Below are 24,108 nucleotides of genomic sequence, written 5' to 3'. Positions count from 1 at the left end.
AAGTTGAAACGGCGATCAGCATCATAGAGCCATGAGGGCCATGGATACGGCGGAGAAGGTTGATTGGGCGGCACTCAATGCCCATGCGGCGGGCCGTCCTGCCCGCCGGCTCGTGGCGAAGGCGATCGCGGCGGCCGGCGGTGATCGGCAACGTGGGGTCGTCCTGGATCTCGGCGCAGGCGCCGGGGCCGACTCGCTGCAGTTCGCGCGCCGTGGGTGGACGGTGCACGCCTACGACACCGATGACACCCTGGCCGGTCGTCTCGTGGAGAACGAACGCATGCCCGGCTCGGTGCACTTCCACCACACCGACATCGCGGCGGTCGAGGAGTTCCCTCGCGCCCAGATCGTCTACTCGACCTACACGCTGGGCCTGCTGGGGCCGACGACCCTGCCGACGACCTGGGCGAAGCTCGTCGACGCCCTTCCGCGCGGGGGTGTGATGGCGGTCGACATGTTCGGCACCAATGACACGTGGGCCGAGCGCTCCGATATCGCGACTCTCCCGCTCGAGGAGATCGATGCGATGTTCCGCGGCTTCCAGATCATCGACCGCACGGTTCGCGACGAGGATGGCCGCTTCCTGGCCGACAAGAAGCACTGGCACGTCATCACGACGCTGGCTCGGAAACTGGGCTGATCTGGTTCCGGGGCGTCCCTAGGGCGCCCGGACCGTCCTGACTTCTGCAGCTGACCTCAGCAGGCGATCGCGCAGACCTGCTCGTTCGTCCAGCATCGCCAGCCGCATCATGGCCCCGGAAGCCAGCCGCCAGCAATGGCCGGCGAGAGCACGGCGCAGCGCGTAAGTGCGCAGGGCCTGCGAAAGCTCCCGCGGCGGCGGGGACGCTGTTGCACCGGATGCTGTCGAACTGAGCGTGGTCGGCCCGTCGCGAATCGACGCGGCAAGAGCCTCCGCGTCCTGCAGGGCGGTATGTGCGCCGTGGCCGAGGTTCGGCGCCATCGCGTGAGCCGCGTCGCCGATGAGCACCACGTTCTCCCGCACCGGATGGACGTGCGGCGCCGTGTGGATTCCGTGGACCAGGGTCTGGCCAGGGCAGGCGGCCCCCAGGACGGCGTCGATCGGGTCGCGATGCCCGCCGACGGTCGCGGCCAGGTGCTCCAGATCCTCGCTGACCGACGCGGTGCGATGCTCGGGAAGACAGGCGAACCAGTTCGTGCGGTGACCGGCGATCGGCGTGATGCCGAACAGCCACCCGCCGCCCCAGGTCTCGGAGATCTCCGGAGGAGAGATATTCGCGATGCCGCGCAGTACGGTCATGTGGTGGCTGCGGGCGGCGGTGCGGCCGCGCCACCCCGATCGCCGCACCAGCGAGTGGACGCCGTCGGCGCCGACGAGCAGATCGGCGCCTTCGCGCAGCGGACGCACGTCCTCGATCCGCCGCCGGACCAACCGGACCGTGTCCGGGACGGCGTGCTGGAGAGTCCGCACCAGGTGGGAGCGGGAGACCAGGAGTGCCTCGCCGGCAGGGAGCGAGGCCACTGCACGACCGTCGACGCCACGGATGGTGCCGGCGAGCGGCGCGGTGGAGTCGGCCTGGACGGCCTCGAGCACTCCGATGCGTGCCAGCACGCGCTGCGCCGAGCCGAACAGACCGAGCGCAGTGCCGATCGGCGGAGCGTCGAATCGTTCGTCGATGAGTTCGACGTGGTGTCCGTCCTCGGCGAGTGCGATCGACGCTGCCAGCCCGGCCACGCCGGCGCCGAGGATCCGCACCGTGAGCGGGGAGTGCATGTTTCGTCCTCCATCCACCTGATGGGCGCGACTCTATCGGCCGGGCCGGCGGCGAGGTGGGGGAACCGGGTCGTCCGGAGGCTCTGCACCGAGCGGGCGAGCCTGATGCGCGTCGGGGACCGCGGAGTCGAAGGGGAACGGCGCTGATTCGGAGGGGAACGGCTCGTCCCGGGCCGCGCCGGCCTCACGCGGGGCCCGCGGATCGAGCAGACGGGGTGTCCGGGAGGTGGCGTGGGCGCCATGAGGACTCTGCCAAGCCCAGCCACGCGGGTCCGTCGCAGCGGGCGCTGTCGGATCCGTCGGGTCGGGGGCCGTGGGAGCGCGGCCTGTCGCAGCGGGGTCGGTTGACGTCAGCGGGGTGAGCACCCACCGTCCGTGCTCCTTGAGCAGGTTGCAGCGCACGCAGAGCCCCTGACCATTGGCATAGCTGGTCGGCCCGCCCTGGTGATGCGGCCTCGCATGGTCGATCTGCCGGATGATCGCATTGCACCACGGGGTGCGGCAGGTGACATCACGCCATCGGATCATGCGCGCCAGGCCGGCGGGGAACACGCGGGCGCGAGACTCCATTCCCGTCAGCTCGCCGGTGGTGGGGTTGGTGTAGAGACGCCGGTAGAAGGCGGTGACGTCCTCGTCGGGGTGCTTGTCCTCGCTGCCCCGCAGGTAACCCGGGGGAGTGCCGCGGAGGGTGTCGGTGATGATGTGCGCGGGGATCGCGCCGTATCCCTCGAGCTGCGCGCATTGCGCCTCGTCGTCGCGGCCGAGCAGGGCCGTGTCGGTGATGATGACTCCGACATCGAGTCCCTGTGCGGGACGGCTGGGTTTGCGGAAGGGCGCGTCGTCCTCTTCGGTGACGCCCGGTTCGGCTCGGGCCGATCCTGGTCCGTCTTGGACGGCCGCTACCAGCAGGTCGGCTTCGAGCGCGGAGACGGACTCCCTGGCTCCGCCGGCCTTCAGGGACTGTGCACCGCGGTTCAGGGTCTGCATCATCCCGCTCGCGTCGATGCCGCGCAGGATGCCGGTCACCCGCGCCATGCCGTCGCTGAGCGGAGTCATCCGCACGTGCCGCGCTCGCGCCGCGCGCTCCGCCCGCGCACGGGAGTTGTGCGGCTCCATCCGCTGGATGATCTCCTGGACGCCGCGGCGTACCCGTCGCGGCCCCATGCCTTGGAGCGACTGCGGGTCCTCGCTCACGATCTCGTCGATCCGCGCGCACGTGGCAGGTTCGGCTCCGTCGAGCGCACCGGAGAGGGCGGCGACCTGCTGCTGCGTGACGTCTCCGTCCCGGAGCGCGGAGGCTACTCCCGGCAGCTGCTCGACCAGCCGACGGGACGAACCCAGGGAGAGGGAGGCGGACGAGGGGGAGACGCGACGCGCCAGGCCGATCTCGTGCGCCGCGCTCCGCCCTTGCTGGTCCTCGTCCACGTCAGCGTCCCTGTCCGCCGCGCGGATCCGGGCTTCGGCCTCGACCTGCCAGCGGGCATCGATCGCAGAGAGTGCGGAACGCAGTTGATCGAGGCCGGCGAGCACCGCCAGTGCCTCCTGCGGCGTGCCGGGCACCGTGGAGGGGAGCGGATCGCGCACCGACGTGGTCCGGGTGAAGGCCTGCAGCGCGGCGTCGACGACCTCGGCGACCAGAGAGCCGGCTTCGTCGTGTCCCTCGAACCGGGCGAGTCGGCGCGCGACGTCGCGGAGCTGTGCGCCCCCTTCCGGTCCGGCCTGCGCACGCCCGCCCGGCGGGGTCTCACCCGGCCGGGCGTCGTGCCCGCCGGCCTCCCCGCTGCTGCTCGAACTCGTGTGCTCCATACCTCGAGCGTACGCACATTCGAAACCCGCCAATAGGCCGCGGTCAAATATGTGGACAACTTTTCCTATGTGGACGAAATGGTGGAGAAGTGGTCGCTGGGGAGGAATGATCGGAGCCTCCGCGACGCGACGCCCTGCCCCTGAGCTCCGCTGCACCACGCGCCGGTGGCCAGGGGTTCCGCTGGCAGGCGGCGGGACGGAGAGGCCTGGGCGGTGCTACGCACCGCAGTCGCACCGCGGCTACGGCATCGCGACCACACGAAAGTCCATTCGTCCAGTCCGATATTTCTCTGGGGAAAAATGTGTACTGGGGAGGAATGGCCCCGGTGGGGCCGGCCGAACCGACGGGAACAGGTACCGCAACCGCATCGGGAACAGGTACCGCAACCGCACCGGGAACAGGTACCGCAACCGAATCGGGAACGAGAACTGCAGGGTGGGTTCAGCGGCCCAGCAGGGTCAGGACCGCCGTCACGCGGCGATGCACGCTCGAATCCTCGCTCAATCCCAGCTTGGCGAACAGTCGCTGGGTGTGCTTCTCGACCGCGCCGCCGCTGATGTAGAGCCGCTGCGAGATGCCCGCATTGGTCAGGCCCTCGCCCATCAGTTCGAGCACCTCCCGTTCCCGCTGGGTCAGATCGTCCAGCGGCGTCCGGCGACGCGAGGCGATCACCTGGCCCACCACGTCCGGATCGATGGCGACTCCGCCGTCGGCGACGCGCTCGACGGAGTCCAGGAAGGAGCGGATGTCGAACACGCGGTCCTTCAGCAGGTACCCCGTGGCCCGTTCGCCGCTCTCGATCAGCTCGGTCGCGTAGCCGATCACGACGTACTGGCTGAGCAGGATGATCGGCGCCTCCGGCCAGGCCCTGCGAATCTCCTGCGCGGCGCGCAGACCTTCGTCGGTGTGGCTGGGCGGCATGCGGATGTCGGAGATGATCAGGTCGGGCCGCAGCTCCAGGGCGCGCACCACCAGTTCGGTGCCGGTCGCCGCGGTGCCGGCCACGGTGTGCCCGGCGTCCTCGAGCAGGAGCCGCAGCCCCTCACGCAGCAGGGCCGAGTCGTCAGCGATCAGGACCCGCACGGGATCACCGCCTCGATCCGGGTGCCGGCTCCCTCGGGTGAATGCACGGTCAGTCGCCCCTCGAGGGACGCGACCCGGCCGGCCAGCCCGGCGAGTCCGCCGCCGGTGCGCATCTCGGCGCCTCCGCGCCCGTCGTCCTCGATCCTCACCCGTGCATCATCGCCGATCCGGGTTATCTCCACGTGCACGGAGTCGGCCTCGGAGTGCTTGGCTGCGTTCGTCAGTGCCTCGGAGACCACGTAGTAGATGCCGATGTCGACATGATCGGGCAGGTCCAGCTGTGGGCATTCGATGCTGGTGGGGATGGGGGAGATGGCCGCGAGCTCGGTGAGGGCGGCTGCCAGGCCCCGGTCCACCAGCACGGGCGGGGCGATGCCGCGGGAGAGGCGGCGCAGATCATCGAGCGTGAGGCCGAGCTGCTCGCGGGTCTCTCGCAGCACGACCTGCGCCCGCTCGGGGTCGTTGACCGACAGAGCTTCGACCCGTGCCAGGTCCATCGAGGCTCGCACCAGGCGCTGCTGCGGGCCATCGTGCAGGTCGCGCTCCAGGCGGCGCAGGGCGGTGGATTCCGCGGTGCGCCCGGCGGCGCGGGACTCCTGGGTGCGCAGCAGCTGCTGCTGCTCCTCGTAGCGCGAGCTGAGCAGCCCGCGGGCCACTGCCTGGTGGGCAGCGGTGAAGCCGCGTACGAGCGGGCCGACGGTGAGCAGGAAGAACAGCCCGCACAGCATCTGCAGCCCGATATCGACCGTCAGCGCGTTTCGTCCGGTGAAGCCCAGCAGCTCGGCGAGCCCGTTGCCGGTGGAGTCGGGGAGGACCTGCTCGAGGATCAGGGTCGAGATGGGGCCGCCGACGGTGGCGATCGCGCCGAGCGTCCACGCCAGCGCGAGCGGGAAGGTGACCAGCGCGAGCAGGAAGTTCACGAGGATCCACAGCGCATCCAGCCACGACTGCGGATCGGTGAGCGGGGTGAGGAGGCGTCGCATCCGGCCGGCCCCGGCCGGAGCCGGCTTCGCCGCCGGCGTGGGCAGCTCCGTGCCGAGAAGGCCGGATTGGATCGCACGCTCGGCCATGGTGAACCCGCGAGCGGCGACCACCCCGAGCACGAGGATCGCGAGGCCGATCCAGATGATGGCGGTGCCCGCGCCCGCCGCCAGCAAGGAGATCACCAGGGAGAACCCCACGGTGCCGAGAAGCAGGGCGATGAAGCTGTAGGCCAGGAAGCGGCCGATCCGTGAGGCCCAGCGGCCGAGGGACCAGCGTTGCGGGGCGTGGGTCTCGGTGCTGCGGGGCACGTCGGGGCCGGACGCGTCGGCGCCTGGGGCTTCGACGCTGCGGGGCATGGTCATCGTGTTCATGCCTCAACTCTGCCGCCGGATGTTCGCCGGCCCCATCCTGTCACCAGGCCGGTGGTTGTCGGGCATGCCCGACAGCGGCGGCTCCGCCCCACAGCAGGGGACGTCGCCTCAGCTGTTCTCGAGCACGCGTTTCAGCTCGGCCAGATCTGCCGAGACGGCCGAGGCGTCCTCCTCCAGCTCCTGATCCGACATGCTGCCGCGGCGCAGCGTGAACAGCACCTCGCTGCGCTGCTCGTCCAGCGGCAGGACCCGCATCGGATTCAGCGTCGACTCGCCGTCGGGCAGCGTCACCGTGTGGTCGAGCACTCCGTAGGCATTCTCCGGGACGAAGCTGACCAGCACGCGGCCCATCGGAGAGTTCATCGACCACTGCGAGACCTCGCGCTGGACATCGCCGCCGGCCAGTCCCGCCGCCCAGCGGGGGAGGTTGCGCGGATCGCTGACGTAGTCGTACACCTCGCGCCATGGCCGCTCGATGACGACGTCGAGGTGGACGGACGCGCTGGCGGAGCCCGCGGCGGTGGAGGGCTCCGTCCTCGTCGGCCGCTGCGCGTTCTCTGAGTTCTCTGGTTTCCCTGCGTTCTCCGGCGTGGCGCTCATGCCGCCGACGCTAGCAGCCGGCTCCTGCGTCTTCACGCGCCGACCGGATGCTCCGTATCAGGCGCGCCCTGCGACGCAGTGCTCTCCGAGACGGTGCTGCGCGGGTCCGTCGCCCCTGCCGTCCCCGCCGACCCCGCCAGCTGTGACGCCCGTGCCGCCTGCGCGGTGTCCCGCAGCGCGTCGGTCCACGACGTAGGCGCCAGGTCCTCCTGGCTGGTCAGGACACCGGGACGCAGGACCGCCGGCGCGTACCAGAGCCCGGAGATCCCGTGCAGCTCGCGCGCGAAGCTGTTCAGCGCTGCCAGCATCCGCAGCGCGACGCGCGGGATCGGCACGGGCCGACGCACCGGCTGATCGAGCAGCTCGGACGCGGCTGCGATCAGTTCGGACTGCGAACGGGCAGGGGCCGACGGAGCGTGCACGACGGCATCACCACCGGCGCCATCAGGCGCAGAGGCCCCGCCTGCCAGGCGCTCGGCGTTCCGGGCGGCGTGGAGCATCGCGACCGCGAGGTCAGGGATGTAGGTCAATGTATGCGGGGCGCTCGCGGACCCGAAGAGGATCGGCCGGGAGCCGGCGGCGATCCGTTCGATGAGCATCGTGGTGACCACGGCGGCTCCGGTGCCCAGTGCCGTCGGCCCGATGAGGTCCGAGGCGATGATGCTGACAGTGCGCGCCGGATGCTGCCGGCGCTGCTCGAGCAGCTGGATGCGCACCCGGCCCTTGGCGTCGCGGGGCGTCGGGGCGGCACCTTCGACGAGATCGCCGGCCTCTCCCACGAAGCCGTACATCGACTCCGGGAAGATGACGGGGATCCCTCGCGCGGCCGCCGCATCGAGCACGGCGCGCTCGCGCGGTGGGAGGTCGCGCTCCCAGACCCGTGCGTCGTAGACGGCGTGGAACGTGGCATGGACGGCGTCGGCCTCCGAGATGGCCTCGGCCAGCGCCGCCTCGTCGAGCACGTCGCCCGTGACCCGGCCGATGCCGGCGGACGGCGGGACGGGGGTGCGGCGCAGGACGGTGACCTCGTCCCCGTCGGCGAGGGCGCGCTCGATGATCGCGCGCCCGATCTGTCCTTCTCCGATAACCAGGTGATGCATGACGGCCTCCAAAGTGTGAGCGCTGCTCTCTGTTGTGGAATCAGTGAACACTGCTCTCGGGTTGAAGTCAAGAGCGGTGCTCTCTGTCTGTGGCAGGATGGCCGTATGCCCGCCAGCGAGACCGCGAATGCCCGGCCGCCCCGCACCGCGCGCGCCGAGGCGCGCGAACGCACCATGCGACGGATCGTCGAGCTCGGGAACGCGCAGCTCGCCGCATCCGGCCCGGCGGCGCTCAGCGTGCGCGAGATCGCGCGCGGCCTGGGCATGGTCTCCTCCGCCATCTACCGCTACGTGAGCAGCCGTGACGAGCTGCTGACCCTGCTGATCGTGGAGGCCTACAGCGATCTGGCCGACGCGGCCGACGAGGCGGTCGCCGGCGCCGGGGACGATCCGCGCGCGCGGTTCATCGCGCTGGGCGAGGCCATGGCCGCGTGGGCCATCGCCCAACCGGAGCGGTGGACGCTGCTCTACGGCACACCGGTGCGCGACTACGCCGCTCCGGCCGAGACCACCAATGCCGCTGGTACGCGCACCATCGGCACCGTGCTGGCGATCGCGGCCGACGCCTCGACGGCGGGCTCCTACGACGGCGCCGTACCTCCGGGTGCCCGGCCCGATATGCCGCCCGAGGTCGAGTCACTGCTGGCAGAGAGCCTCGAGGAGTTCGGCGTGGGAGCCGATGCCGCCACGGCGGCCCGAGCCGTCACCGCCTGGAGCGGGCTGATCGGCATCATCAGCGCCCACGTGTTCGCTCAGCTCGGACCCGATGCCGTCGCCGTCGGCGAGAAGATCCTGGACGTCCAGATCCCGATGCTGGCCGACCTCATCGCGCCTCGCTGACTCGATCCAGCGCTGCCAGCGCCGTGCGGGCGACCGCCCCGACGCTCGCGGGCTCCCGCAGGCGGGCGCGGTCGGCCTCCGGGGAGACCACCACCCAGCGTGCGGCGCCGCGCCGGCGCATCCGACCGATCTCGATGCTGCCGCCCGTCGGCAGCGGGATCACCAGCGCGCCGCTGGGGCCCACCTGCATCCGCTGCGCGAGATCGGGGCGTTCCCCGACCAGCAGGTCCCGGATCTGCTCCCGCTCGCGCAGCGCAGTGCTCGGCGGGTCTGCGATGTTCGCGATCCTTTGAGCCATGCCTGGACGCTACGGACGGGCTCCGACAGATGGGCGGCGGGCCGGGAGCACGGCTGCGCCGCGCGTCCGCCGTGCGGGCCGCCGGATCACGTCGCCATCACGGCTCCAGTGTTCCTGTACGGCTGGTCGGCGAGCAGGCTAGAGTGGCAATGGTTATGACGCACGTCACGTGATCGGTCCGCGTGGCGGCCGCGCGCACGGCGAGGCTCGGAGGTCGAGGTGCCGCTGTACGAATTCCGGTGCGAGAGCTCGCACGTGCACGAAGTGATGCTCCCGATCAACGCCGAGGCGCGCGAGGCGACGTGCCCTGCGTGCGGGGGCGCCTCGGTCCGGCTGATCAGCTCGGCCCGGCTCGGCCGGCTGGGGTCCGACCGCGCGCAGCTCATCGAACGCACCCAGGCCAGTGCGGATGCTCCGGGGGTCGTGGACCGGATCCCCGGCACGGGGTCCGGGAACTCCGCCCCCACGACGACGGACCCTCGCCACGCGCGCCTGCCTCGCCCCTGAACCGCATCACCCCAATCCGGTGGGACCGGGCATCGGCTCCGCCGCCGTGGAAGGAGAGATCATGCCCCAGAACGTCTTCCCGCTGGACTCGACGAAGGCCTTCACCGATCAGCAGAAGCGTGGCCACAACCGCTGGCATCCCGAGATCCCGCCGACGGTCAGTGTCAGGCCCGGCGACACCTTCCGCGTCGACTGCCGCGAGTGGTTCGACGGATACATCAAGAACGATGATTCCGCCGAGGACATCGCGTCGGCTCCGCTGAACACCGTCCATGCCCTGTCCGGGCCGATCCGGATCGAGGGTGCACGGCCCGGCGATCTCCTGATCGTGGACATCCTCGACGTCGGCCCGATCCCGCAGGAGGATGAGGGGCCCCTGGCCGGGCAGGGGTGGGGCTACACGGGCATCTTCGCCAAGCGCAACGGCGGCAGCTTCCTGACCGACGAGTTCCCCGATGCCTACAAGGCCGTCTGGGATTTCCAGGGCGATCGGGCCACGTCCCGGCACGTGCCGGGCGTCGAATTCACCGGCATGATCCACCCCGGACTCATGGGCACCGCGCCCTCGCCCGAGCTGCTGACGACATGGAACGACCGCGAGGCCGCACTGATCGCCACCGACCCCGACCGGGTTCCGCCGCTGGCGCTACCTCCGGAGCCCGACGGGGCGGTTCTCGGCGATGTGCCCGAGGGCGAGAGCAATCGTGTCGCGGGAGAGGCCGCCCGCACGGCACCACCGCGGGAGAACGGCGGCAACCAGGACATCAAGAACCTCACAAAGGGGACCCGCATCTTCTATCCCGTCTTCGTCGACGGCGCGAACTTCTCCGTGGGCGACCTGCACTTCTCGCAGGGAGATGGTGAGATCACCTTCTGCGGCGGCATCGAGATGGGAGGGTTCATCGACTTCCACGTCGATGTCATCGAGGGCGGTATGGACAAGTACGGCGTCACCGAGAACGCCATCTTCATGCCGGGCACCACGGCGCCCCAGCACAGTCAGTGGCTCTCCTTCTCCGGCACCTCCGTGACGCTGGACGGCGAGCAGCGATACCTCGATTCCCATCTCGCCTACCAGCGCGCGTGCCTGCATGCCATCGACTACCTCTCGACCTTCGGGTGGTCGAAGGAGCAGGCGTATCTACTGCTCGGTGCCGTCCCGATCGAAGGCCGCTTCTCCGGCGTCGTGGACATCCCCAATGCCTGTGCAACGGTGTACCTGCCGCTGGACATCTTCGACATCGACATCCGACCCGGTTCGGGGGAGGCGCCGAAGATCGATCCGGGTATCGGCGCGCCGCACGCAAGCATCGGGTGACGGGGCGGAGGCTCGATCCTTCGGGGCCGAGCCGCGGAGACTCGCGTGTCCGCGCGCTCCGGGCAGCGGCACGGAACGTAAGGTGCGCAGCATGAGCGCCGTCGATGCCTACTCCACGCGTGCCCAGGAGTACTCCGACCTCCTTGGCAGCATCGATGCCATGGCTCCGACAGACCGCCACCGTATCGAGACGTGGGCGGCCGAGGTGCACGGACCGATCCTCGATGCCGGGTGCGGGCCCGGGCACTGGACCGCGCACCTGGCCTCGCTCGGTCACGACGTCGAAGGCCTCGACCCGGTGCCCGAATTCCTGGACATCGCCCGCCGGGCCCACCCCGAAGTCGCCTATCGAGCCGGATCCTTCGGAGATCTCGTCCACGAGCCGGGCAGGTACGGCGGGGTCCTGGCCTGGTATTCGCTGATCCATCTCGATCCGGTCCAGGTGCCCGAGACCTTGTCGATCCTGCACGACGCGCTGCGCTCCGGCGGGACGCTCCTGCTCGGTTTCTTCGACGGGCCGTGCCAGGAGGAGTTCGACCACGCCGTGGCCACCGCTCAGTACTGGCCTGCCGCTCATATGGCCGAGCTGCTGGGATGCGCCGGATTCGACGTGCTCGAGGTGGAGCAGCGCCAAGATCCGGGCGTGCGGCCCCACGCCGCGATCACAGCTCGGCGCTCCGGGAGTCAGGCATGAAGGAACACATCTCCGCCACGCCCACGCTGATGCTCATCGGCGGTGCACCTGGCAGCGGGAAATCCACTCTCGCCTCGACACTCGCGGCCGAGCGCCCCCTGGCACTCGCGCTGGACATCGACACCATCAAGCACTCGCTCGGGGACTGGGAACGCGATCCCACGGCCGCAGGTCTGCAGGCCCGCCGACTCGCAGTGGCGATGATCGATCGGCACCTGACCGACGGCTACGACGTCGTCCTCGGGCAGTATCTGGCGCGCACGGCGTTCCTCGAGGAGCTCGAGAGTCTCGCCGCCGCGCGCGGGGCCCGGTTCATCGAGGCCGTGCTGGTTCTCGACGAATCGACCCTGGCACGGCGACTGGCAGGCCGGCGCGAACGGCCGGACCGGCCGGAGCACACCGTCAACGACCGTTTTGTCGGCCCGGCCGATGCGGGTGACCTGGTGCGTTCGATCGATCAGGTCCTCGCGCTGCGCCCGGGCGCCCACCGCGTCGACGCGTGCGGAAGCCCGGAGGAGACCGCGGCAGTTCTTCGACGCCTGCTCACGTGAGTCAGCTGAGCGAGGTCTCCAGGGCGTCGGCCAGCTCCCGGGGGTGGCTGAGGGCGACGCAGTGGCCCCCGGGAACCTCTTCCGCCTCGACTCCGAGTCGCGCGCGGGCGAGGCGGCGCAGGAAGTCCGCGGGGAAGAAGCGATCCTCGCGGCACAGCAGGAACCGCGTCGGGACGTGCGGATGCTCCTCGAGCGGCCACGGATCCTCGAAGGACCGTCCGGACTGACCGCGCGAGCGGCGCATCGCCTCCTGCGCCAGCTCGTCCGGGACTCCGTGGAAGAAGCTGACGAAGGGATCCTCGTGGCCGGTCACGCCGCCGTCACGCGCGGCCTGGCTCTCGACGGCCCGCGAGTAGCCGGTGTTCGACCACCAGTCGCCGGCGCGCTCGCCGGGAGCGGGAATCATGGCGGCGAGGTAGACGAGTCCTCGCACCCGCGCCGGCATCCGGCTCGCGACGAGCGGGGCCGTGAAACCCCCGAAGGAATGGCCGACGACCACGACGTCCTGCCGATCGCCGACGGCGCCGATGACCGCGTCTGCGGTCTCCCGGTGGCCGGCGGCCTCGTCCTCGCAGGGAAGGTCGGGCGCCACGACGTCGTGCCCGCGCGCCCTCAGCTCGGCCTCGACGAGGTGCCAGGACCACCCGACATCGCCGGCGCCGTGGAGGAGGACGAACGTGGCCATGACCGCTCAGTCCCCGAGGATCGCGCCCTTGGACGCGGATTTCACGAGCTTGACGTACTTGCCGAGCACGCCCTTGGTGAACTTCGGGGGCAGGGGAGTCCAGCCCTCCAGCCGGCGCGCCAGCTCGACCTCGTCGACCAGGAGGTCCAGGGTGCCGCTGGCGACGTCGAGCCGGATGCGGTCCCCGTCCTGGACGAACGCGATCGGGCCGCCGTCGACGGCTTCCGGCGCGATGTGGCCGACGCACAGTCCGGTGGTGCCGCCGGAGAAGCGCCCGTCGGTCATCAGTAGCACGTCCTTGCCGAGCCCGGCGCCCTTGATCGCGCCGGTGATCGAGAGCATCTCTCGCATGCCGGGGCCGCCCTTGGGGCCCTCGTAGCGGATCACGACCACGTCGCCGTGGGTGATGGTGCCGTCGTTCAGGGCATCCATCGCCTGCTGCTCGCGGTCGAAGACCCTGGCAGTGCCCTCGAAGACATCGGCCTCGAACCCGGCGGATTTCACCACGGCGCCCTCGGGGGCCAGCGAGCCGCGCAGGATCGTGATGCCGCCGGTCGGGGCGATCGGCGCCGAGGCGGGGCGCAGCACTGTTCCGTCGGCAGGGCGCGGTGCGAGGACCTCGAGGTTCTCGGCGATCGTGCGGCCGGTGACGGTGAGGCAGTCGCCATCGAGCAGCCCCTCGTCCAGCAAGGTCTTCATGACCACCTGGATGCCGCCGACGTGGTCGACGTCGTTCATGACGTAGCGGCCGTAGGGCTTGAGATCGGCGAGGTGGGGGACCTTCGCACCGATGCGGGCGAAGTCGTCCAGGGTGAGGTCGACCCCGGCCTCGTGGGCGATGGCCAGCAGGTGCAGGACGGCGTTGGTGGAGCCGCCGAACGCCTGGACCACCGCGATGGCGTTCTCGAACGCCGGCTTGGTCATGATGTGGCCCGACGTGATGCCCCGGCGCAGCATGCCGACGACGGCCTCGCCGGCCCGGCGGGCGTCGGCATCGCGGCGACGGTCGGCCGACGGGGGAGTGGCGGATCCCGGGATCGACATGCCGATCGCCTCGGCCACGGTCGACATCGTGTTGGCGGTGTAATAGCCGCCGCAGGCGCCCTCGCCGGGGCAGATGGAGCGTTCGATGCGGCCGACGTCCTCGCGGCTCATCAGCCCTCGCCGACAGGCCCCGACGGCCTCGAAGCCGTCGATGAGGGTGACGTCCTTCTCCGTGCCGTCGGTGAGGGTGACGCGGCCCGGCATGATCGTGCCGGCGTAGACGAACACGCTGGCCAGGTCCAAGCGGGCCGCGGCCATGAGCATGCCCGGCAGCGACTTGTCGCAGCCCGCCAGCAGCACGGAGCCGTCGAGGCGCTCGGCCTGCATGACGGTCTCGACCGAGTCGGCGATGAGGTCGCGGGAGACGAGGGAATAGTGCATCCCGTCGTGGCCCATCGAGATGCCGTCGGAGACGGAGATGGTGCCGAACTGCAGCGGGTATCCGCCCCCTGCGTGGACGCCTTCCTTCGCGGAGCGGGCGAGACGGTCCAGGGACAGGTTGCACGGCGTGATCTCGTTCCAGGAGCTCGCGATCCCGATCTGCGGCTTGTCCCAGTCGTCATCGCCCATTCCCACGGCGCGCAGCATGCCGCGGGACGCGGTGGCGGCGAGGCCGTCGGTGACCTGGCGGCTACGGGGCTTGATGTCCGGTGAGGCGTCGTCGTTGGCGGTCATGGTGGCGAGCCTATGACCCAGCTGACGGGATGTATACGCCGTCTCCAGCGTGTCGGGCGTACGGCCGGATGGTGCCTCAGATCGTGCGGTGCGTGGCGCTGGGGTCTTTGGGGCCTTCGGTGTCTGTCGTGCGCTCGGGTATCCAGGGGTCTTCCTCCTCGTCGACCGGGACGTTGCCGTCGACGAGCCTGGATTCCAAGGACTTGGAGTAGACGGGCACGGACTCCGATTCGATCTCGATCGAGCCCTCGATGTCCTGCCATTCCCCGCCGTTCACGGAGAACTGCCCGGTGAATGTCGTGGTGAGGGTGATGTCGTACCAGCCCTCCTGCGTGTACGTGCTGGAGACGGCCTCGGAGGGGTATGGCTCGCCGGGGTTGTCCGTGGTGATCGTGTTCCCGTCGCCGAGGTCCCAGTGGTACGAGACGGGCGTCGCTCGGACGGCGACGGGGGTATCGAGGAGCGTGACTTCGAGTTCCTGGGACTCGGCTTCGGCGTAGAGCACGTTGACCATGTTCACCGGGAGCCAGCCATCGACCGGTCCGGCATGAGGCTTGAGCGGATCGACGGGCATCTGCGCGAAATCGCTCTGGGTGACAGTGATGACGATCGGTTCGGCCTCGGCCATCTCAGGAGACCCGGGCATGGCGCACCGGAACCCCATGTCGGTTTCTTCTCCAGTCTCGTTGTCGATACGCGTGCCGCGCTGCGTGACTCCCTCACTGTCGGTGTCGCCTCCGCCGCCGCCACCGCTGGAGTTGTACATGACGTCGCCATTGCCGCGCATGGGCGCGCTGTCTGATTCGCAGGATGCAGCGTCCGGGTCGCACTGCCACGCGGCGTCGGCGGACATCTCGCAATCGTCGAATGCGGAAACGGCTTCCCAGACATAGCTGTATTTTGGTGCGTTTCCATCCGATGAATCGTTTGTCGTCGATGAGGAGTCGGTAGACTCGCCCGAGTCTGTCGTGGCATCTTCCAGAGACGCTGCAATTTCTTCTGGCGTTAATTTTCCTTCTACTGGCGGGTCGTCTGCTTCGGCACTGAGTGGGGCGGAAAATAGAATGATGGCGGCGAGAAAGATCGTGACTAGATTGTGTTTTCGGTGGATGTGTCGATTAGCTGTGAGCATCCTCGCTCCACTCAATGCTCATTTCGCTGACAGTCCACTCTCCAGACGTCCAGCTCATCCCGCCGATAGCTGTGTACTCGAGATGGGTGACATTCTGTCGACCAGAGAAGTCGGGGCTCGGGCGGGAGTGTGGGCCAAGCTCGAATTCGTATCCGATCTCGTGTTCAAAGTTGGGTGATTCATGGATTGCTGTGGCGATGTCAGTCACTTCGACCTCGCTCCAATAATGTCCGCCGTCTGCAATTTGCTTTAGGTCTTCGTTCAAGTATGCGCAGCCTTCGCACGCATCGGATTGCAGCGTCTTGAGTAGTTCGTCGCTCCCCGTCTGGTGCGCCCACATGGAGACGGCGATGTAATACCGGAACGCCTGCTCCGCGCCCTCCGGCGTGTGCTCGTCCATGCCTGCATACTCCGCAGGATCGGGAGGGGGGATATCGGGGGCGGCTGCGCTCGGGTCCGCTTCGCCGTTGCCGCCGCCATCGCTGGAGTTTCCGCCGTCGCTGGGCGCGCCCTCGCCATCGGAGCCTCCTCCGTCGCTGGCACCTCCGCCGTCGCTGCCACCGCCGGTGACGGTGACGTCAGGGGGCGGGCTGGTGACGGGGCCGTCACCACCGTCGCCGCATGCCGCGAGGCCGAGGGTCAGAGCGGCGGCGGCCGCGGCGGAGAACAGGCGACGGGGCATGGAGATGCCTTCCGGGAGTGCGTCAGGTCACCTGCACGCTATCTGGCCCGCGTCTCCCGCGTCCTCCAGTCGCAGAGATTGTGGATAACCGGCTCAGCCGAAGGCCTCGACCGTCTCGGCGGGGTCGAGCACCGCGGCCGGGTGCGGGCCTGCCTTCTTCCACGCCGCCCGCCACGTCTCGACCTCGGGTGACGACAGTGCCCCGCCGGCGAGAAGCACCATGTTCCCGTCGGCCGGATGCAACAACAGCGTTGCGTGAGTCAGCGTCCAGACCCCGGAGAGGCCGCGCGCGGCCGCCGCCTCCTCGAGCTCGCGCACCTGACGTGCGAGGAACCGCTGGCCGGCGTCGTCGCCGACGTTGACCAGCAGCACGCCGTCGTCCGTCAGATGCGCGAGCGCCTCCGCATAGAAATCCTGGGTGGCCAGATGTGCGGGAGAGGATTCGCCGGAGAACACATCGAGCACGATCGCCTCGAACTGTCGGTCTCCCATGGCGGCGAGCTCGGCGCGGGCATCCCCGATCACCACCTCCAGATCCGTCCCGGTGGGCAGGGGCAGCGCGGAGGTCACCAGCGTCGGCAGCTCGCGCTCTATCTCGACGACCACCTGCGCGGAACCCGGCCGGGTGGCCTGGACGTACCGCGCCAGGGTCAGGGCGCCCGCCCCCAGGTGTGCGATCCGGATCGGCTGGCGACGCGGCCATGCCTCGTCCAGCACGTTCGCCATCCGCCGCAGGTACTCGTGCACGAGGTGCGTCGGATCCTCGAGGTCGACATGGGACTGCTCCACCCCGCCGATCTGCAGGACCCAGCCGCCGTCGACCTCGTCCTTCACGATCCACGCTGGCTGGTCGGAGGTGCTCAGTTGCACGGTGCGGCGCGCGGAGGGAGGCAGGTCGGATGCAGACATGGCGACATTGTCGCGGACACGGGAGGAGGTCAGCGGATTGAGGGCGTCGCCTGCGACGCCGCTCGCGGTGGCTGCACGTATCCTGCGCGTAACTCCGAGACCGAAGGACGAGCACATGGCCGATCGCGAGCAGGATGCCGACGACCTGACCGCGGTGGCGGCCGAGGTGCTGGAGGAGCTGGCCTCGCTCGAGGACCCGCGAGTTCGGGCCGTCAACGAGAAGCGCGGCGACGACCATGGCGTGAATCTGTCCGCGCTTCGCGCCCTTGCCAAGCGACTCAAGACGCAGCCCGATCTTGCCCGTGAGCTGTGGTCGACCGGCGAGACCTCTGCCGAACTGCTCGCCGTGCTCATCTCGCGGCCCAAGGAGTTCGGCCGCGATGAACTCGACACCATGCTGCGTGAGGCTCGCGCTCCCAAGGTCCACGACTGGCTCGTGAACTACATCGTCAAGAAGAGCCCACACCGCGAGGAGCTCCGCCAGGCGTGGTCGGCGGGCCCGGATCCGGTCGTCGCCAGCGCCGGCTGGGCGCTGACTAGCGACCGGGTGGTGAATAACCCGCACGGAATCGACCAGTCCCGGCTCCTGGACATCATCGAGGCCGAGATGAAGGACGCCCCCGATCGTCTGCAATGGTCCATGAACCACTGCCTAGCGCAGATCGGCATCCACACGCCGGAGCTGCGTGAGCGGGCGCGGCGGATCGGGGAGCGGCTCGAGGTGCTCAAGGACTACCCCACGCCCCCGAACTGCACATCGCCCTATGCCCCGGCCTGGATCGACGAGATGATGCGACGCCGGGAGGCGATCTCCTGAGATCTACGTGAGCGGGCGCGAGAAGTCGAAGACGAGACCAGGAGCGTCGTCGACCGCGACGGAGGCCGAACGCTCGCCGTAGTCCATGTCCTGTGGCTGCCGGATGGCGCGGGCGCCGCGCGCGACGGCCTCGCGGAACGACTCGTCGACGTCGTCGGCTGTGAGGTGCAGTACGAGATTGCCGGTTGCGGGCTCGCCGTCCGCCGGGGCGTTGATCCACAGAGGGACGTCGCCCGGGAGCTGTAGCGCTGCGAACGTCCCGAAGTCGCTCTCCACGCTCCAGCCGAATACGGTGCTGAGCGACCGTGCTGCCCGGGAAGGGGCCGGCAGCAGCGCCGTGAGGGCTCGGATCGCGGGCATCTATGCCTCCTTCGGCTCCCGCCGGATCGTCCGACGGATCGGCTCCCGCCGGATCGTCCGACGGATCGTCTCGTACCGCGAACCTACGCCAAAGACGTGGTCTCCGTCACGCCGTTCCGGATCGGGAATGTGCGGCGCATCCCCGTAGTTGAGTCGGGTGTACTCAAGTTCGATGCGTCCCGGATTGACAACGATCGCGACGGGTCCTCTACTTGAGTGCGTACAGCTCAAGGCTTGCCGCCGGCCCACGGCGGCCGGCATCGCACGAACCCGTTTGCGGCGTTCCCGTCGCAGAAAGGCAGGCACTCATGTCCCGTGTCGTCGGAATCGACCTCGGTACCACCAACTCCGTCGTCTCCGTCCTCGAGGGCGGCCAGCCCACCGTGATCGCGAACGCCGAGGGCGCTCGCACCACCCCGTCGGTCGTCGCCTTCTCCAAGCAGGGCGAGGTCCTGGTCGGTGAGGTCGCCAAGCGCCAGGCCGTGACCAACGTCGACCGCACCATCTCCTCGGTCAAGCGCCACATGGGCACCGACTGGAGCACCGAGATCGACGACAAGAAGTACACCGCGCAGGAGATCTCCGCGCGCATCCTCGGCAAGCTCAAGCGCGACGCCGAGTCCTACCTGGGCGAGGACGTCACCGACGCGGTCGTCACGGTCCCCGCGTACTTCAGCGACGCCGAGCGCCAGGCCACGAAGGACGCCGGCACCATCGCCGGCCTCAACGTGCTGCGCATCGTCAACGAGCCCACCGCCGCGGCCCTGGCCTACGGCCTCGAGAAGGGTAACGACGACGAGCAGATCCTCGTCTTCGACCTCGGCGGCGGCACCTTCGACGTCTCCCTGCTCGGCGTGAGCAAGGACGAGGAGGGCTCGACCATCCAGGTCCAGGCCACCGCGGGCGACAACCGCCTCGGCGGCGACGACTGGGACCAGAAGATCGTCGACTGGCTGATCTCCCAGGTCAAGAACAAGGAGGGCGTGGACCTCTCCAAGGACCGCATCGCTCTGCAGCGCCTCAAGGAGGCCGCCGAGCAGGCGAAGAAGGAGCTGTCCTCCTCGACCTCCACGAACATCTCGCTGCAGTACCTCTCGATGACCGAGAACGGGCCGCTGCACCTCGACGAGAAGCTCACCCGGGCTCAGTTCGAGGACATGACCTCCGACCTGCTCGAGCGCACCAAGGCGCCGTTCCACCAGGTCATCAAGGACGCGGGCATCTCGGTCTCCGAGATCGACCACGTGATCCTGGTCGGCGGCTCCACCCGTATGCCGGCTGTGACCGACGTCGTGAAGTCCCTGACCGGTGGCAAGGAGCCCAACAAGGGCGTCAACCCCGATGAGGTCGTCGCCGTGGGCGCGGCCCTGCAGGCCGCGGTCATCAAGGGTGAGCGCAAGGACGTCCTGCTCATGGACGTCACCCCGCTCAGCCTCGGCATCGAGACCAAGGGCGGCGTGATGACCAAGCTCATCGAGCGCAACGCGGCCATCCCGACCAAGACGTCCGAGGTGTTCTCCACCGCGGAGGACAACCAGCCCTCCGTGGCGATCCAGGTGTTCCAGGGCGAGCGTCAGTTCACCCGGGACAACAAGATGCTGGGCACCTTCGAGCTGACCGGCATCGCCCCGGCTCCCCGCGGCATCCCGCAGATCGAGGTCACCTTCGACATCGACTCCAACGGCATCGTGCACGTGACCGCGAAGGACCGCGGCACCGGCAACGAGCAGTCCATCCAGATCACCGGCGGCTCCGCCCTGTCCGACGAGGACATCGACCGCATGGTGAAGGACGCCGAGGCCCACGCCGCCGAGGACGAGGAGCGCCGCAAGAACGCCGACGCCCGCAACACCCTCGAGCAGCTCGTCTACCAGGGCGACAAGGTCCTCAAGGACAACGAGGGCAAGGTGCCGGATGCGGATCGCACCAAGGCCGAGGATGCCATCAAGGCGGCCAAGGAGTCCCTCGCCAGCGAGGACACCTCCACCGAGGACCTCGAGTCCAAGCGCGACGCGCTGAACGAGGCCCTGCAGGCCGTGGGCACCGCGATCTACTCCCAGGCCGAGCAGGAGGGTGCCGAGGGCGCCGCCGGGGCCGAGGGTGCCGAGAGCGGTTCGACCTCGTCGGACGATGACGACGTGGTCGACGCCGAGGTCGTGGACGAGGACGAGGAGAAGAAGTGATGAGCGAGGACCAGAGCACTCCCGACGACGCGCAGCGCCCCGAGGGTGAGCCCCGGTTCTCCTTCAACGACAAGCGGAAGGTGAACCCGGAGGACGGCAGCGTCCGTGACTCCGGCGCCTCGGAGACCGCCTCCGCCGGGAACGAGCAGGACCCGGCGGAGGGCGCCGAGCCCGTCGACCCGATCGAGGCCGAGGCCGCGAAGCTCTACGAGCAGGCGGCCGAGGGCGATGACTCCGGCAGCGGGGTCCCGGCAGATGCCGGCCGGGTGGCCGAGCTCGAGGGCCAGGTCACCGAGCTGACCGAGCAGCTCAGGCGCGAGCAGGCGGAGTACGTCAACTCGCGCCGGCGCATCGAGGGCGCCGCCGAGGCGGGCAAGGAGGCGGCCGTGGGCCGTGTCCTGACCTCGCTGATCGGCGTCCTGGACGATGTGGAGCTGGGGCGTCAGCACGGCGACATCGCCGAGGGCACCCCCTTCCACTCGATCGCCCAGAAGCTCGAGGACACCCTCGGGTCGCACGGTCTGAGGCGCTACGGCGCCGTCGGGGAGGAGTTCGATCCGAACCTCCACGAGGCGCTGATGCACGAGCAGGCCGACGACGCCGAGACCACCACGATCGCGCAGGTCATGCAGCCCGGCTACGCCCTGGGCGAGCGCGTGCTGCGACCGGCGCGGGTGAGCACCCGCGGCCCGGCCTGACCGGTCGCACCTAGGGGCGGCGCGGGGCCCTGCCGGCCATCACCCGGCCGGCAGGGCCCCGCCCTCCCCGCCCCGGCGGGCGTGTCCCGTCGGCCCCATATCTCTCACCCACCGACTCACCGCCCACCGACCCCAGGAAGCCCCTGACGCTCCCGAAAGGAGACGCACATGTCCGGACAGGACTGGCTCGACAAGGACTTCTACGCGGTCCTCGGCGTCTCGAAGGACGCGAGCGCGCAGGAGATCAAGAAGGCCTATCGGGCCAAGGCCAAGAAGTTCCACCCCGACCGTCATCCCGACGACCCCACGGCCGAGGAGAAGTTCAAGGAGGTCGGTGAGGCCTACTCGGTGCTCAACGATCCCGAGCAGCGTCAGCAGTACGACGCGATCCATGCCATGGGTTCCGGCGGCGCGCGCTTCTCCGCGGGCCAGGGCGGCCCCGGCGGTGCAGGCTTCGAGGACGTCTTCTCCTCCATGTTCGGCGGCCAGGGCGGCGGCTTCTCCGGCGCCGGGGCACGCGGCGCCCGGGGCGGCGCGGCAGAGCCGGATCTCGAGGACATCCTGCGCATGTTCGGCGGGCAGGCCGGCGGTGGCTACAGCAGCGGTCCGGCCGGATTCGGCGCCACGGGCGGCTTCGGCGGCGCCGGTGGACCAGGCGGCGCCCCGCCGAAGGGGGCCGACATCTCCGCCCGCACCCGCATCGGCTTCCGCGACGCCGCGCTGGGCACCGAGATCCGCCTGAACGTCGAGGGACGCACCGTGACGGCGCGCATCCCGGCCGGCGTGCATGACGGCCAGAAGATCCGGCTGCGCGGCAAGGGACGCCCCGGTCCCGGCTCGGCCCCGGCGGGCGACCTGCTGCTGACCCTCGACGTCGAGGAGCATCCCGTCTGGAGCAGTGACGGCGCGAACCTGCGCCTGACCGTCCCGATCTCCTTCGACGAGGCGGTCCTGGGCACCACGCTGTCGGTGCCGCTGCTCGACGGCGGCTCCGTGAGCGTCAAGGTGCCACCGGGCACCCCGTCGGGCCGCACCCTGCGGGTGCGCGGCAAGGGCATCACCACGAAGAAGACCACGGGTGATCTGCTGGTCACCGTGCAGGTCGCGGTGCCCACCCACGTCGAGGGCAAGGCCAAGCGGGCCGTCGAGGATCTGCGCGAGGCGCTGGCCGACGAGGACCCGCGGGCAGGACTGGCGGAGGCCGCCGCCCGCTGACACCCGCTCCGGCGGGGCGGCCTCGCCGCTCCGCCGGCGCGGCCTCTCGCCACCGAGTCCTCGTGCGCCGGCTGCCGCCGGCGGCAGGCCCCGGCCTGGCAGAGTAGGACGGAGCAGAGAGCAGACCTCGCCCGACGTAGGTATCCCGCGTAGAACTGGCGCAGGAAGGAGCATCCCCGATGGCCGGCCCGCACCGCATCGACGAGCGCGCACCCGTGTTCGTGATCTCCGTGGCCGCGGAGCTGTCCGGGATGCACCCGCAGACGCTGCGCCAGTACGACCGGCTGGGCCTGGTCTCCCCGCAGCGCACCCGCGGGCGGGGCCGGCGCTACAGTGCGCGCGACGTCGCGAAGCTGCGCGAGATCCAGCGACTCTCCCAGGACCAGGGCATCAACCTCGCCGGGATCAAACGGATCATGGAGCTGCAGGACGAGGTCAACGACCTCGCCGACCAGCTCGAGAGCGTCCAGGAGACTCTCGACGCGATGACCCCCGCGCAGCGGCGGGTGTTCTCGGCCGACCGCGACGGGGAGATCAGCGCGCTGCGCCGGGGCGAGAGGCCCCAGCGGCGCGGCGGAGGCGCGCTCGTACTGTGGCGTCCCTCGCGTCGGCAGTGAGACCGCGCGAGCGGCGATGGGGCTGCACGCCCGTCAGCCGGTAGATCTCCTCGAGCCGGCGGGCCACCGAGCGCAGATCGACGTCCTCGGCGGCGAGCCGCCCGGCCTCGGTGAGGTCCTCGAGCCGCCCCTCCAGCAGATCGGTGAGCTTGCGCGCGACCTCGGCCGGGAACTCGGGGCCGTCGCCGGCGACCTGGTGGGTCAGCACCCCGTCGGGCATCCGGTCCCGGTACAGCGGGATGGCCCGCACCAGGGCGGGAACTCCGCAGGCCAGTGCCTCCCACAGCACGATCCCCTCGGTCTCCTCCTTGGTCAGGAAGCAGAACACGTCCGCGCCGCAGTAGGCCTCACGCAGCTTGTCGGGGCGGAGGTAGCCGGGGAACAGGGCGTTCGAGGGCGCAGTGGCCAGAGCGCGCTCGACGTCGGCCGTCAGCAGGCGCTCGTCCGTGCGGCCGTACCAGACGAAGGTGACCTCGGGCATCCGTCGGGCCACCTCGACCCAGTCGAGGATCCCCTTGCGCACCAGCTGCATGCCGACGCTGATGACCACCTTCGCATCCGGGGCGATGCCGAGGGACTCGCGCAGCCGCGGCCGCGCCTCGGGATCCGGACGGAAGAACGTGGTGTCCACGCCGTTGGAGAGCACATGGATGCTGCTGGTGATGCCGTACTTCGGGTCCGAGACCAGCTCCCGGGAGTACTCGCTGGGCGTGACCACGGCATCCCCGAGGCGGTACAGGTGCGAGATCCACCGCCGGAACAGCGGCGCGAGCTGGTTGGAGCCGGGGAAGGAATCGCGGAAGTCGTTCTCCGTCGAGTGCGCCCACACCAGCACGGGCCGGCGCCATAGACGGGCCCAGCGCGCGAGGAGCGGGGTGTCCGGGAACGGGGTGTTGAGGTGGACGACATCGAAGGGGAGCAGCGGATTGGTGACCACCTTGTGCCCGAGCGCGCGCACCACGGACTCCTGATGCCGGATCGCCGCTCCGATCCCGGATTCGCGGGCGAGCCCGGCCATGCCGTGCGGCATGAGCACGCGCAGCGGCTCGTGGGTGCGCACGTTGCGGCGCGGGTGCCGCCCGGGCAGGAGGGTGTGGACGACATGGTCCAGCCAGTGCACGGCCGGGTCCCAGGGCCGGCGGGGGCGCCTGACGGCGCGGGTCCTCATGAGCATGACTCTCCTCC

At 69.9% G+C, this 24,108-nt stretch carries 25 protein-coding genes; 11 read left to right on the top strand and 14 right to left on the bottom strand.

Going from position 1 to position 24,108, the window contains the following annotated elements:
* Positions 1-31: 31 nt before the first annotated feature.
* Positions 32-640 carry a class I SAM-dependent methyltransferase gene (locus tag ACFQS2_RS15375; protein WP_377794320.1) on the top strand — a complete coding sequence of 203 codons (609 nt, stop codon included), beginning with the start codon at positions 32-34 and terminating at the stop codon, positions 638-640.
* Positions 641-658: 18 nt separating this feature from the next.
* Here the strand turns inward: ACFQS2_RS15375 and ACFQS2_RS15370 are convergent, their stop codons facing one another.
* The 6 genes from ACFQS2_RS15370 to ACFQS2_RS15345 form a co-directional block, all read right to left on the bottom strand.
* Positions 659-1,753 carry an FAD-dependent monooxygenase gene (locus tag ACFQS2_RS15370; RefSeq protein ID WP_377794319.1) on the bottom strand — a complete coding sequence of 365 codons (1,095 nt, stop codon included), beginning with the start codon at positions 1,751-1,753 and terminating at the stop codon, positions 659-661.
* Positions 1,754-1,786: 33 nt separating this feature from the next.
* Positions 1,787-3,559: a DUF222 domain-containing protein gene (locus ACFQS2_RS15365; protein WP_377794318.1), complete on the bottom strand. Its 1,773-nt coding sequence runs from the start codon at positions 3,557-3,559 to the stop codon at positions 1,787-1,789.
* A 442-nt stretch (positions 3,560-4,001) separates the two neighbouring features.
* A complete protein-coding gene (locus tag ACFQS2_RS15360) occupies positions 4,002-4,643 on the bottom strand; it encodes a response regulator (protein WP_377019131.1) in 642 nt (213 codons plus the stop codon).
* On the bottom strand, positions 4,631-5,998 hold the full coding sequence (locus ACFQS2_RS15355; protein ID WP_377794317.1) for a sensor histidine kinase: 1,368 nt from the start codon (positions 5,996-5,998) through the stop codon (positions 4,631-4,633). The genes ACFQS2_RS15360 and ACFQS2_RS15355 overlap by 13 nt, the downstream gene beginning before the upstream one ends.
* A gap of 108 nt (positions 5,999-6,106) precedes the next feature.
* On the bottom strand, positions 6,107-6,598 hold the full coding sequence (locus ACFQS2_RS15350) for an SRPBCC family protein (RefSeq protein WP_377019133.1): 492 nt from the start codon (positions 6,596-6,598) through the stop codon (positions 6,107-6,109).
* 32 nt (positions 6,599-6,630) lie between these two features.
* Positions 6,631-7,698, bottom strand: coding sequence for an NAD-dependent epimerase/dehydratase family protein (locus tag ACFQS2_RS15345; RefSeq protein WP_377794316.1), 1,068 nt, complete (start codon positions 7,696-7,698; stop codon positions 6,631-6,633).
* Positions 7,699-7,803: 105 nt separating this feature from the next.
* On the opposite strand from ACFQS2_RS15345, the gene ACFQS2_RS15340 reads away from it, so the two are divergent.
* A complete protein-coding gene (locus tag ACFQS2_RS15340; protein ID WP_377019135.1) occupies positions 7,804-8,538 on the top strand; it encodes a TetR/AcrR family transcriptional regulator in 735 nt (244 codons plus the stop codon).
* On the opposite strand, the gene ACFQS2_RS15335 is transcribed toward ACFQS2_RS15340, so the two are convergent.
* Entirely contained in the window at positions 8,522-8,836 is a 315-nt protein-coding gene (locus tag ACFQS2_RS15335; protein WP_377019136.1) for a hypothetical protein, read from the bottom strand. The genes ACFQS2_RS15340 and ACFQS2_RS15335 overlap by 17 nt on opposite strands.
* Before the next feature lie 219 nt (positions 8,837-9,055).
* Here ACFQS2_RS15335 and ACFQS2_RS15330 point away from each other — a divergent pair, with 219 nt between their 5' ends.
* The 4 genes from ACFQS2_RS15330 to ACFQS2_RS15315 all read left to right on the top strand — a co-directional run bounded on the left by ACFQS2_RS15330 (position 9,056) and on the right by ACFQS2_RS15315 (position 11,906).
* Positions 9,056-9,343, top strand: a complete 288-nt coding sequence (locus ACFQS2_RS15330) for an FmdB family zinc ribbon protein (protein ID WP_377794315.1) — start codon at positions 9,056-9,058, stop codon at positions 9,341-9,343.
* A 61-nt stretch (positions 9,344-9,404) separates the two neighbouring features.
* The gene (gene fmdA, locus ACFQS2_RS15325; protein ID WP_377794314.1) at positions 9,405-10,661 is read left to right on the top strand and encodes a formamidase; all 1,257 of its coding nucleotides are present in this window, start codon (positions 9,405-9,407) and stop codon (positions 10,659-10,661) included.
* A 91-nt stretch (positions 10,662-10,752) separates the two neighbouring features.
* On the top strand, positions 10,753-11,355 hold the full coding sequence (locus tag ACFQS2_RS15320; protein WP_377794313.1) for a class I SAM-dependent methyltransferase: 603 nt from the start codon (positions 10,753-10,755) through the stop codon (positions 11,353-11,355).
* On the top strand, positions 11,352-11,906 hold the full coding sequence (locus ACFQS2_RS15315) for an AAA family ATPase (RefSeq protein ID WP_377794312.1): 555 nt from the start codon (positions 11,352-11,354) through the stop codon (positions 11,904-11,906). The genes ACFQS2_RS15320 and ACFQS2_RS15315 overlap by 4 nt, the downstream gene beginning before the upstream one ends.
* Before the next feature lies 1 nt (position 11,907).
* On the opposite strand, the gene ACFQS2_RS15310 is transcribed toward ACFQS2_RS15315, so the two are convergent.
* The 5 genes from ACFQS2_RS15310 to ACFQS2_RS15290 form a co-directional block, all read right to left on the bottom strand.
* Entirely contained in the window at positions 11,908-12,591 is a 684-nt protein-coding gene (locus ACFQS2_RS15310) for an alpha/beta fold hydrolase (RefSeq protein ID WP_377794311.1), read from the bottom strand.
* A gap of 6 nt (positions 12,592-12,597) precedes the next feature.
* The gene (ilvD, locus tag ACFQS2_RS15305) at positions 12,598-14,310 is read right to left on the bottom strand and encodes a dihydroxy-acid dehydratase (RefSeq protein ID WP_377794310.1); all 1,713 of its coding nucleotides are present in this window, start codon (positions 14,308-14,310) and stop codon (positions 12,598-12,600) included.
* A 76-nt stretch (positions 14,311-14,386) separates the two neighbouring features.
* Positions 14,387-15,442 (bottom strand): PKD domain-containing protein, encoded by a 1,056-nt coding sequence (locus ACFQS2_RS15300; protein ID WP_377794309.1) that lies wholly within the window; start codon positions 15,440-15,442, stop codon positions 14,387-14,389.
* Positions 15,429-16,124, bottom strand: coding sequence for a DUF6318 family protein (locus ACFQS2_RS15295; RefSeq protein WP_377794308.1), 696 nt, complete (start codon positions 16,122-16,124; stop codon positions 15,429-15,431). Before ACFQS2_RS15295 ends, ACFQS2_RS15300 begins: the two co-directional genes overlap by 14 nt.
* Positions 16,125-16,217: 93 nt before the next feature.
* The gene (locus ACFQS2_RS15290; protein WP_377794307.1) at positions 16,218-17,033 is read right to left on the bottom strand and encodes a spermidine synthase; all 816 of its coding nucleotides are present in this window, start codon (positions 17,031-17,033) and stop codon (positions 16,218-16,220) included.
* Between the two features lie 115 nt (positions 17,034-17,148).
* Between ACFQS2_RS15290 and ACFQS2_RS15285 the strand changes: the two genes are divergently transcribed.
* Positions 17,149-17,850, top strand: a complete 702-nt coding sequence (locus ACFQS2_RS15285) for a DNA alkylation repair protein (protein WP_377794306.1) — start codon at positions 17,149-17,151, stop codon at positions 17,848-17,850.
* Between the two features lie 3 nt (positions 17,851-17,853).
* Here the strand turns inward: ACFQS2_RS15285 and ACFQS2_RS15280 are convergent, their stop codons facing one another.
* A complete protein-coding gene (locus tag ACFQS2_RS15280; RefSeq protein WP_377794305.1) occupies positions 17,854-18,210 on the bottom strand; it encodes a VOC family protein in 357 nt (118 codons plus the stop codon).
* 308 nt (positions 18,211-18,518) lie between these two features.
* Between ACFQS2_RS15280 and dnaK the strand changes: the two genes are divergently transcribed.
* The 4 genes from dnaK (at position 18,519) to ACFQS2_RS15260 (ending at position 22,923) form a co-directional block, all read left to right on the top strand.
* Positions 18,519-20,393, top strand: a complete 1,875-nt coding sequence (dnaK, locus tag ACFQS2_RS15275) for a molecular chaperone DnaK (protein WP_377794304.1) — start codon at positions 18,519-18,521, stop codon at positions 20,391-20,393.
* A complete protein-coding gene (locus ACFQS2_RS15270) occupies positions 20,393-21,091 on the top strand; it encodes a nucleotide exchange factor GrpE (RefSeq protein ID WP_377019151.1) in 699 nt (232 codons plus the stop codon). Before dnaK ends, ACFQS2_RS15270 begins: the two co-directional genes overlap by 1 nt.
* A gap of 168 nt (positions 21,092-21,259) precedes the next feature.
* Positions 21,260-22,306 (top strand): DnaJ C-terminal domain-containing protein, encoded by a 1,047-nt coding sequence (locus ACFQS2_RS15265; protein ID WP_377019152.1) that lies wholly within the window; start codon positions 21,260-21,262, stop codon positions 22,304-22,306.
* A gap of 179 nt (positions 22,307-22,485) precedes the next feature.
* Entirely contained in the window at positions 22,486-22,923 is a 438-nt protein-coding gene (locus ACFQS2_RS15260) for a heat shock protein transcriptional repressor HspR (protein WP_377019153.1), read from the top strand.
* Here the strand turns inward: ACFQS2_RS15260 and ACFQS2_RS15255 are convergent.
* Complete coding sequence (locus ACFQS2_RS15255; RefSeq protein WP_377019154.1) at positions 22,841-24,091, bottom strand: glycosyltransferase; 1,251 nt, start codon at positions 24,089-24,091, stop codon at positions 22,841-22,843. The genes ACFQS2_RS15260 and ACFQS2_RS15255 overlap by 83 nt on opposite strands.
* Between the last annotated feature and the right edge of the window lie 17 nt (positions 24,092-24,108).

The sequence above is a fragment of the Brachybacterium sp. GCM10030267 genome, from assembly GCF_042666875.1.
Taxonomy (GTDB): Bacteria; Actinomycetota; Actinomycetes; order Actinomycetales; family Dermabacteraceae; genus Brachybacterium.
The sequence above is the reverse complement of the archived record's forward strand: the minus strand, read 5'-3'. Positions and strand labels throughout refer to the sequence as shown.

Excerpts from the sequence above, each read along its gene's own strand:
- ACFQS2_RS15375 (WP_377794320.1), top strand. The coding sequence starts at position 32 with ATGAGGGCCATGGATACGGCGGAGAAGGTTGATTGGGCGGCACTCAAT.
- ACFQS2_RS15370 (WP_377794319.1), bottom strand. The coding sequence starts at position 1,753 with ATGCACTCCCCGCTCACGGTGCGGATCCTCGGCGCCGGCGTGGCCGGG.
- ACFQS2_RS15365 (WP_377794318.1), bottom strand. The coding sequence starts at position 3,559 with ATGGAGCACACGAGTTCGAGCAGCAGCGGGGAGGCCGGCGGGCACGAC.
- ACFQS2_RS15355 (WP_377794317.1), bottom strand. The coding sequence starts at position 5,998 with ATGAACACGATGACCATGCCCCGCAGCGTCGAAGCCCCAGGCGCCGAC.
- ACFQS2_RS15350 (WP_377019133.1), bottom strand. The coding sequence starts at position 6,598 with ATGAGCGCCACGCCGGAGAACGCAGGGAAACCAGAGAACTCAGAGAAC.
- ACFQS2_RS15345 (WP_377794316.1), bottom strand. The coding sequence starts at position 7,698 with ATGCATCACCTGGTTATCGGAGAAGGACAGATCGGGCGCGCGATCATC.
- ACFQS2_RS15340 (WP_377019135.1), top strand. The coding sequence starts at position 7,804 with ATGCCCGCCAGCGAGACCGCGAATGCCCGGCCGCCCCGCACCGCGCGC.
- ACFQS2_RS15335 (WP_377019136.1), bottom strand. The coding sequence starts at position 8,836 with ATGGCTCAAAGGATCGCGAACATCGCAGACCCGCCGAGCACTGCGCTG.
- fmdA (WP_377794314.1), top strand. The coding sequence starts at position 9,405 with ATGCCCCAGAACGTCTTCCCGCTGGACTCGACGAAGGCCTTCACCGAT.
- ACFQS2_RS15320 (WP_377794313.1), top strand. The coding sequence starts at position 10,753 with ATGAGCGCCGTCGATGCCTACTCCACGCGTGCCCAGGAGTACTCCGAC.
- ACFQS2_RS15315 (WP_377794312.1), top strand. The coding sequence starts at position 11,352 with ATGAAGGAACACATCTCCGCCACGCCCACGCTGATGCTCATCGGCGGT.
- ACFQS2_RS15310 (WP_377794311.1), bottom strand. The coding sequence starts at position 12,591 with ATGGCCACGTTCGTCCTCCTCCACGGCGCCGGCGATGTCGGGTGGTCC.
- ilvD (WP_377794310.1), bottom strand. The coding sequence starts at position 14,310 with ATGACCGCCAACGACGACGCCTCACCGGACATCAAGCCCCGTAGCCGC.
- ACFQS2_RS15300 (WP_377794309.1), bottom strand. The coding sequence starts at position 15,442 with ATGCTCACAGCTAATCGACACATCCACCGAAAACACAATCTAGTCACG.
- ACFQS2_RS15295 (WP_377794308.1), bottom strand. The coding sequence starts at position 16,124 with ATGCCCCGTCGCCTGTTCTCCGCCGCGGCCGCCGCCGCTCTGACCCTC.
- ACFQS2_RS15290 (WP_377794307.1), bottom strand. The coding sequence starts at position 17,033 with ATGTCTGCATCCGACCTGCCTCCCTCCGCGCGCCGCACCGTGCAACTG.
- ACFQS2_RS15285 (WP_377794306.1), top strand. The coding sequence starts at position 17,149 with ATGGCCGATCGCGAGCAGGATGCCGACGACCTGACCGCGGTGGCGGCC.
- ACFQS2_RS15280 (WP_377794305.1), bottom strand. The coding sequence starts at position 18,210 with ATGCCCGCGATCCGAGCCCTCACGGCGCTGCTGCCGGCCCCTTCCCGG.
- dnaK (WP_377794304.1), top strand. The coding sequence starts at position 18,519 with ATGTCCCGTGTCGTCGGAATCGACCTCGGTACCACCAACTCCGTCGTC.
- ACFQS2_RS15270 (WP_377019151.1), top strand. The coding sequence starts at position 20,393 with ATGAGCGAGGACCAGAGCACTCCCGACGACGCGCAGCGCCCCGAGGGT.
- ACFQS2_RS15265 (WP_377019152.1), top strand. The coding sequence starts at position 21,260 with ATGTCCGGACAGGACTGGCTCGACAAGGACTTCTACGCGGTCCTCGGC.
- ACFQS2_RS15260 (WP_377019153.1), top strand. The coding sequence starts at position 22,486 with ATGGCCGGCCCGCACCGCATCGACGAGCGCGCACCCGTGTTCGTGATC.
- ACFQS2_RS15255 (WP_377019154.1), bottom strand. The coding sequence starts at position 24,091 with ATGAGGACCCGCGCCGTCAGGCGCCCCCGCCGGCCCTGGGACCCGGCC.